The following is a 7,280-nucleotide window of genomic DNA, read 5'->3' as shown; positions in this document are numbered from 1 at the left end:
CCCCGCGGCCCTGCGGGCGCCGCGCGTCGACAAGGCTCCCGCGTGCGGTCACCGTCGCGGGCGGGTCCGCCCGGCGGACCCGGGCGACGGGGGCACAGTGCGGTGCTCCCGGGCCCGGACCGCCGGGCGAACGTGCGTCCAGCGTTCCGTGGAACGCTGATGTGACACTGATGCCGGTCTGATCGGGTGCGCGGTGCGCTTTCGACGGCTCGGCTCAGGCGGCCGCCCCGGTGCGCAGCCGCTCGTCGAGGGCGCGCACGACCGTGTCGGCGGCCTCGGCGACCGCCTCGTCGTCGGGTGCGCCGATGACGGCCATCAGCTGCTCGACCATGGCGTGCTGGAGTTCTTCGGTGGACTGGCTCATGTCGTGCTCTCCTGTCGGTGACGAGGGATCAGAAGGCGTTGCAGGCGCGGAAGACGTGGGCGAAGCCGGGCAGTGAGGCCTGCGGTCCGTCGAAGGCGACGTACTCGGGAATCAGCACGTCGGGGGCCCACTTCTGCTTGTACGACAGCTGCGTCTGCGCCGGGTACAGGGCCGCGCCCTCGGCCCACAGGGCGTGCATCAGCCACTGGAACGCGGGGCTGTGGCCGTCGAGTTCGTGGCTCGCGTCCAGGCCGGTGAACGGCGTGAACCCGAAGTGCAGCCACTCGACGCCCTCGGCCCGGAACACCTCGATGGCGTGCGCGTTGATGGCCTCCATCAGGCCCGGGGAGCCCTCGGGGATGCGACGGCTGAGGTCGTGCATCCAGCCGGCCCTGCTGCCGTAGACCGGCGAGTACGAGATGTACGCGACCGGGGCTCCGTCGATGCTGCCGACGAAGAGCCGGCGGTGGGCCTGGGCGGCGCCGCCGATCTGGCCGACGAGGAACTCCAGTTGCTGGGCGCCGCCCTTGGAACCGAGCCAGGCCCGGTCGATGGTGTCGATGGCGTCCTGCACCTCGGAGGCGTCGGCCTCCTTGATCACGAGGCCGTTGCGCAGCGCGCGGGAGATCTTGTTGCGCAGCTGCATGAACTTGGTGCCGCGCAGGGTGAACTCGGCGAGGCCCACGGCCCAGGAGGCGCCGACCTGGTTGACGGTGAAGCCGAGCCGGGCGTAGCGCTCGGCGTCGGCGCGCTGCAGCTGGACGCCGACCAGGGTGAGGCCCTCGGCGCGGACGTGGCTGCGGAAGGCGTCGAGGAGGGTGCCGTAGTCCTGCTCGGCGGCGAAAGGGCCGCCGAACTGCACGGCGAAGCGGCCGGTGCGGCGGTAGACGACGACACCGTCCGCACCCGGGACGGTGAACGTACTGTTTCCGCTGTTGAGCGTCAGGAACGAACTCGGGTTCTCGCTTGCCGTGTGGGTGCGTATGGCGTCGAGAACCGGGCTGTTCGTGACGGTTTCGGTGGTGGTCGCGGTCATTCCCGTACCCCTTTCGGGAGCGTTTTCCAACGAGGGGAGTACAGCACCGAGTGGACGTCCTGGAAAAGGGCCGAAAGGAATTCATTGCCTGCGTCAGAAGCGTGTCAGCATTCCGTCAGCGGGTGCTGCCACTGTGGTTCTCGTGAACGGCGCGGTAATCCCGGAGCCGGGAGCGAGGAGAGGTGCCCGGAGTGGCTGATCGGGGACCATGAGCACGCCTCTAGGTCGGGCCCGCAAGGGCCCACGCAGGTTCAAATCCTGCCCTCTCCGCCACCGGCGGAGCGCTGGCCGGAGCATCGTCGGACCGGAATTCCGTGCACGGTGACCTCTGATTCACCGACCCACCGCACGGAATGCACCAACCCATACCGGGACTGCGCCGAAGGCGACTCAGTACCGGATTCCCAGGAACCGCCGGCGCCCCCCGTCCCGGCGGAGCAACCGCCCCGGCGGGCCGTCCAGGAGTCGAGCCCGCCGGGGCGCGGCGCGTTCGGTCACTCTTTATTTCACCGCTGCGCAACCAGAAAGAAACATCTCGCCAAGGAATTGCCACCAAGGGGGGAAGACATGCTGAGGTTCAGCATTCTCGGGGCACTTCAGATACTCACCACGGTCGGCCCGGCGGACATCTCCGGCGATCTGCAGCGCACTCTGGTGCAGACCCTGCTGGTCAGCGAGGGCCAGCCGGTCTCCGGGGAGAGCCTGGCCGAGGAGATGTGGGGGGACGCCGCCCCCGACCACCAGGCCAACGCCTTGCAGGCGCACGTCAGCCGCTTACGCCGGCGGCTGCGCGACCTGGAGCCGGACCGGCCGGCCTCCCGGCTGACGATCCACCCGTCCGGCTACCGGCTGAGCGTGGGCGAGGGCGAGCTGGACGCGGCCGAGTTCATCCGCGCGGTGCGGCTCGCAGAATCCGCCGGACCGGACGACGCCGTCCACACCGCGGGACTGCTGCGCGAGGCGCTGGCGATGTGGCGCGGCCCGGTCTTCGGCGGGTTCGCGGCCGGGACCCTGTGCCAGCTGGCGGGCGCCCGGCTGGAGGAGTACCGGATGCGGGCCATGGAGCTGCGCTTCGACGCCGAACTGCGGCTCGGCCGGCACGCCCCCGTCCTCGCCGAGCTGGCCGAGGCACACACCAACCACCCTTTGCGGGAACGATTCTGCGAGCAGCTGATGATCGCCCTGTACTGCTCGGGACGGCAGGCCGACGCCCTGGACGTGTTCCGCCGGATGCGCCGCCTCCTCGACGACGAGCTGGGCATCCAGCCCTCCCCCGCGCTGCGCCGGGTCGAGAACGCGATCCTCGCCCACGATCCCGCCCTGACCGGCGACCTCCACCTCCAGCCCGTCTGACGTGCGGCCGGGCCGGTGCGCGTAAGCGGTCCGTCAGCCACCGGTCAGCAGGCCTTGTCACGCTCGACGGGCCAGCGGAACGCGAACACCGGCGGAACCCGACGGGCGTCGGCCGGCTCGGCACGACCGCCGTCGGCACGGTGTGGACCGTGCCGCAGGCGGCCGTCGTGGCGGCGTGCGCCTCGCTCCGGACGAGCGGACCGCGCCGGCTCACCAACCGAGGTTCCATCACTTCACCCACCCAGGGGGAGACATGAGGTCCCGCGTCGAGGAACTGGCCGGCATACGCGAACGCGTACTCGCCGGCCCGAGCGCCAGGGCGACCGCCGCCCAGCAGGCCAAGGGCAAGCTCACCGTGCGCGAACGGATCGGCCTGCTCCTCGACGAGGGCTCGTTCCACGAGGTCGAGCCGCTGCGCCGGCACCGGGCGACCGGCTTCGGGCTGGAGGAGAAGAAGCCGTACACCGACGGCGTCGTCACCGGCTGGGGCACGGTCGAGGGCCGGACCGTCTTCGTCTACGCGCACGACTTCCGGATCTTCGGCGGCGCCCTCGGCGAGGCCCACGCCACGAAGATCCACAAGATCATGGACATGGCCATCGCGGCGGGCGCGCCCCTGGTCTCCCTCAACGACGGTGCGGGCGCCCGCATCCAGGAGGGGGTCACCGCCCTGGCGGGCTACGGCGGCATCTTCCGGCGCAACACGGCCGCGTCCGGGGTCATCCCGCAGATCAGCGTGATGCTCGGCCCGTGCGCCGGGGGCGCCGCCTACAGTCCCGCGCTCACCGACTTCGTCTTCATGGTCCGCGAGACGTCCCAGATGTTCATCACGGGCCCGGACGTGGTGAAGGCCGTCACCGGCGAGGAGATCACCCAGAACGGCCTGGGCGGCGCCGACGTCCACGCGGAGACCAGCGGTGTGTGCCACTTCGCCCACGACGACGAGGAGACCTGCCTGGAGGAGGTCCGGTACCTGCTGTCCCTCCTCCCCCGCAACAACCGGGAGACCCCGCCCGCGGTGCCCTGCGACGACCCGGCCGACCGCCGCTGCGAGGCGCTCGCCGACCTGGTGCCGGTCGACGGCAACCGGCCCTACGACATGGCCGGGGTCATCGAGGAGGTCGTCGACGACGGCGAGTACCTGGAGGTGCACCAGCGCTGGGCGCGCAACATCATCTGCGCGCTGGCCCGCCTGGACGGCCAGGTCGTCGGGATCGTCGCCAACCAGCCGCAGGCCCTGGCCGGCGTGCTGGACATCGAGGCGTCCGAGAAGGCGGCCCGCTTCGTGCAGATGTGCGACGCGTTCAGCATCCCGATCGTCACCCTGCTCGACGTGCCCGGATTCCTGCCGGGCGTCGGCCAGGAGCACGGAGGCATCATCCGGCACGGCGCGAAGCTGCTGTACGCCTACTGCGACGCGACCGTCCCCCGGATCTCCCTGATCCTGCGCAAGGCCTACGGCGGTGCCTACATCGTCATGGACTCCCAGTCGATCGGCGCCGACCTCACCTACGCCTGGCCCACCAACGAAATCGCCGTGATGGGCGCGGAGGGCGCCGCAAACGTCATCTTCCGCCGCCGGATCGCCGAGGCCGACGACCCGGAGGCCAAGCGGGCCGAGCTGGTCAAGGAGTACAAGGCCGAGCTGATGCACCCGTACTACGCGGCCGAGCGCGGTCTGGTGGACGACGTCATCGACCCGGCCGAGACCCGGTCCACCCTCATCGCCGCACTGGCGATGCTCCGCTCCAAGCACGCCGAGCGCCCCGCCCGCAAGCACGGCAATCCCCCTCAGTGACGGAGGTCCCGATGTCCCCCACAGCCCCCGCGTCCCTCACCGCCCCCATCCGCGTCGAGAAGGGCGAAGCCACGGACGAGGAGCTGGCCGCGATCGCGGTGCTGCTGCTCAGCCGCAGTGCCCTGGCCGGGAACGGCGCCGAGGCCGTGTCCCCCGGCACCACCTCCTGGCGACCGCACGCCTTCCACGCTCCGCACAGCTGGCAGCGTTCCTGACGCCTCACGGCCGCACACGGGACGGCCCGGCACCGACCGGTGTGCCGGGTCACCGGGCGGACACGGGCACCTCACTGCTGGGTCAGCTTCACGTCCTGGTCCTTGACGGCGTGGAAGGCCGGCAGCAGCAGGAGGTCGCCGGGACGCAGTTCCGTGATCGTGGCCTGCACATGCACCTTTCCGGCCTTGATGGGGTTCGGCGTGATCCTGCCCGAGTTCTCCCAGCGGTGTTCGGCTCCGTCGCACCGGGCGACGCTGCCGCCGATGCCGTGCTGCACGCCGGGTTCGTCCTGCCCGACCGAGGAGCTGACGAAGGCCGGCCCGGTGGTCCCGGTGCAGCGGTAGGTGCCGGACAGGGTGATGGTGCCGTCCGGGGCGATACGGCCGGCCGGGTCGACGCTCACGGTCTCGGTCTCGGCCGGGTCGGCGGCGGCCGGGCCGACGGCGGTCCACAGCAGGGCCGTGGCGCCGAACACGGCGGCGAGGGCGGGGCGTACAGGCATGGGATATCTCCCGGTTCCGTGGGGTGGGGCCTCCACTGGTACCGGGTGGCCGCGGCGCCGGACGTGACCGTCACTCCATCGGTGGCGCGTCATGGAACCGTCCGGGAGTTGTCCGCAAGTTGTCACGCTTCACCGCAGGCGGTTCCGGGCCGTTCACGACAGGAGGATGGTCTGGGTATGCCGGGCGGCGGCCGATCCCGCCGACCCGCCTCACATCCGATGTGGAGGTGCGCCATGTGCTGCTACCGAACCTCGTGCCCCGCGTCCGACGCCGGTACCCCGCACCCCGTGGCCGCCCGCCCCGAGCAGGGCTGGACCCTGCTGTGCGACGGCTCGATCGTCTTCGACGACACCGGGGAGCTGCACCCGGACGGCAGTGTGGTCCCGCCGCGCCGGGTCCCGGCCGAGCGGCTCGCCGTGGCGGCCTGACACCGGCTACGGCAGCACCGCGAAGCCGTCCAGCTCCACCAGCGCCTGCTCGTCCCACAGCCGTACGACCTCCACGACGGCCATCGCGGGATAGTCGCGTCCGGCCAACCTGTGCCAGATCCGGCCCAGTTGGCGGGCGTGGAGGCGGTAGTCGGCGACGTCGGTGGCGTAGACGGTGACCCGGGCGAGGTCGGCGGGGGTGCCGCCGGCCGCGCCGAGCGCGGTGAGCAGGTTGGCGAGCGCCTTCTCGAACTGCTCGGGCAGTGTGGCGCCGGTGACCTTGCCGTCGGTGTCGAGGGCCGTCTGACCCGCCAGGAAGACCACGCGGGAGCCGGCCGCGACGACGGCGTGCGAGAAGCCCGTGGGCGGGGACAGCTCGGGCGGGTTGATGCGCTCGGTCGTCACCGGGCCTCCCCGTTGCGTGACATGGCGTACAACTCCTTGGCGATGATGCCCCGTTGGACCTCGCTCGCACCCTCGTAGATCCGTGGGGCGCGGACCTCGCGGTAGAGGTGTTCGAGGAGGTGGCCGCGACGCAGGGCGCGGGCGCCGTGCAGCTGGACAGCGGTGTCGACGACGTACTGCGCGGTCTCGGTGGCGAGCAGCTTGGCCATCGCGGCCCGCCCCGGCACACCGGGGGCGCCGTCGTCGTACGCGGTCGCCGCCGCGTACACCATCAGCCGGGCCGCCTCGGTGCGCAGGGCCATCTCGGCGACCTGGTGGGCGACGGCCTGGAGGTCCATCAGCTTGCCGCCGAAGGCGTCCCGCCCGCGGGTGTGTTCCAGGGTGGCGTCCAGCGCCGCCTGGGCCATGCCGACGGCGAAGGCCCCGACGCTGGGCCGGAAGAGGTTGAGGGTGCCCATCGCGACGGCGAAACCGCGGTCGGTCTCGCCGAGTACGTCGTCCGCGGTGACGGGTACGGCGTCGAAGCCGAGGGCGCCGATGGGGTGCGGCGAGATCATCTCCAGGGCGGAGCCGGTGAGTCCGGGCCGGTCGGCGGGGACGAGGAAGGCGGTCACCCCGCGGGCTCCGGCGCCGGGGGTGGTGCGCGCGAAGACGGTGTAGAAGTCGGCCTCGGGGGCGTTGGAGATCCAGCACTTGGCCCCGGTGAGCCGCCAGCCGTCGGTGCCGTCCGGCTCGGCGGCGAGGGCGAGGGCGGCCGCGTCCGAGCCCGCCTCCGGCTCGCTCAGCGCGAACGCGGCCACCGCGCTGCCGTCGGCCACCCGGGGCAGCCAGCGCTCGCGCTGGGCGGCGCTGCCGTGCGCGTGCACCGGGTGGGCGCCCAGGCCCTGGAGGGCGAGCGCGGTCTCGGCCTCGGTGCAGTCCTGGGCCAGGGACTCCCGCATCAGGCACAGATCCAGGGCACCGGAGGTGAACAGGCGGGCGAGCAGCCCGAGGTGGCCGAGTTCGGCGAGCAGCGGCCGGTTGACGCGGCCCGGCTCGCCCTTGTCGGCGAGCGGGCGCAGCCGTTCGGCGGCCATGGAGCGCAGCTCGGCACACCAGGCGACCTGCTCCGGTTCGAGTGAGAATGCGGTCATCTGCCGGTCCTCCCTCCGAGACGGACCGTCGTGATCCGCTCTCG

Annotated in this window: 9 protein-coding genes and 1 tRNA gene; 5 read left to right on the top strand and 5 right to left on the bottom strand. The window is 72.0% G+C overall.

The window, feature by feature from the left end:
• Positions 1-214: 214 nt before the first annotated feature.
• Together AB0H32_RS20120 and AB0H32_RS20115 are read right to left on the bottom strand one after the other, a co-directional pair.
• A complete protein-coding gene (locus AB0H32_RS20120; RefSeq protein ID WP_361122053.1) occupies positions 215-364 on the bottom strand; it encodes a hypothetical protein in 150 nt (49 codons plus the stop codon).
• A gap of 28 nt (positions 365-392) precedes the next feature.
• Positions 393-1,400, bottom strand: a complete 1,008-nt coding sequence (locus AB0H32_RS20115) for a DUF2156 domain-containing protein (RefSeq protein WP_361122050.1) — start codon at positions 1,398-1,400, stop codon at positions 393-395.
• A gap of 176 nt (positions 1,401-1,576) precedes the next feature.
• Here AB0H32_RS20115 and AB0H32_RS20110 point away from each other — a divergent pair.
• The 4 genes from AB0H32_RS20110 to AB0H32_RS20095 all read left to right on the top strand — a co-directional run bounded on the left by AB0H32_RS20110 (position 1,577) and on the right by AB0H32_RS20095 (position 4,766).
• A tRNA-OTHER gene (locus AB0H32_RS20110) sits at positions 1,577-1,673 on the top strand.
• Positions 1,674-1,967: 294 nt separating this feature from the next.
• Positions 1,968-2,753: a BTAD domain-containing putative transcriptional regulator gene (locus AB0H32_RS20105; RefSeq protein WP_361122047.1), complete on the top strand. Its 786-nt coding sequence runs from the start codon at positions 1,968-1,970 to the stop codon at positions 2,751-2,753.
• Positions 2,754-3,006: 253 nt separating this feature from the next.
• Positions 3,007-4,551: an acyl-CoA carboxylase subunit beta gene (locus AB0H32_RS20100; RefSeq protein ID WP_361122044.1), complete on the top strand. Its 1,545-nt coding sequence runs from the start codon at positions 3,007-3,009 to the stop codon at positions 4,549-4,551.
• An 11-nt stretch (positions 4,552-4,562) separates the two neighbouring features.
• Complete coding sequence (locus AB0H32_RS20095; RefSeq protein WP_361122041.1) at positions 4,563-4,766, top strand: acyl-CoA carboxylase subunit epsilon; 204 nt, start codon at positions 4,563-4,565, stop codon at positions 4,764-4,766.
• A 71-nt stretch (positions 4,767-4,837) separates the two neighbouring features.
• Here the strand turns inward: AB0H32_RS20095 and AB0H32_RS20090 are convergent, their stop codons facing one another.
• Positions 4,838-5,269: a DUF6299 family protein gene (locus AB0H32_RS20090; protein WP_361122038.1), complete on the bottom strand. Its 432-nt coding sequence runs from the start codon at positions 5,267-5,269 to the stop codon at positions 4,838-4,840.
• Between the two features lie 234 nt (positions 5,270-5,503).
• Between AB0H32_RS20090 and AB0H32_RS20085 the strand changes: the two genes are divergently transcribed.
• Positions 5,504-5,698 carry a DUF5999 family protein gene (locus AB0H32_RS20085; protein ID WP_361122035.1) on the top strand — a complete coding sequence of 65 codons (195 nt, stop codon included), beginning with the start codon at positions 5,504-5,506 and terminating at the stop codon, positions 5,696-5,698.
• Positions 5,699-5,704: 6 nt separating this feature from the next.
• Here the strand turns inward: AB0H32_RS20085 and AB0H32_RS20080 are convergent, their stop codons facing one another.
• Both AB0H32_RS20080 and AB0H32_RS20075 read right to left on the bottom strand, forming a co-directional pair.
• Positions 5,705-6,103 (bottom strand): RidA family protein, encoded by a 399-nt coding sequence (locus AB0H32_RS20080; protein WP_361122032.1) that lies wholly within the window; start codon positions 6,101-6,103, stop codon positions 5,705-5,707.
• Positions 6,100-7,236 carry an acyl-CoA dehydrogenase family protein gene (locus AB0H32_RS20075; protein ID WP_361122029.1) on the bottom strand — a complete coding sequence of 379 codons (1,137 nt, stop codon included), beginning with the start codon at positions 7,234-7,236 and terminating at the stop codon, positions 6,100-6,102. The genes AB0H32_RS20080 and AB0H32_RS20075 overlap by 4 nt, the downstream gene beginning before the upstream one ends.
• Positions 7,237-7,280 lie beyond the last annotated feature (44 nt).

The organism is Streptomyces sp. NPDC020362 (genome assembly GCF_040642095.1).
In the GTDB taxonomy this organism is placed as follows: domain Bacteria; phylum Actinomycetota; class Actinomycetes; order Streptomycetales; family Streptomycetaceae; genus Streptomyces.
This window is presented reverse-complemented; position numbering and strand designations above follow the sequence as displayed.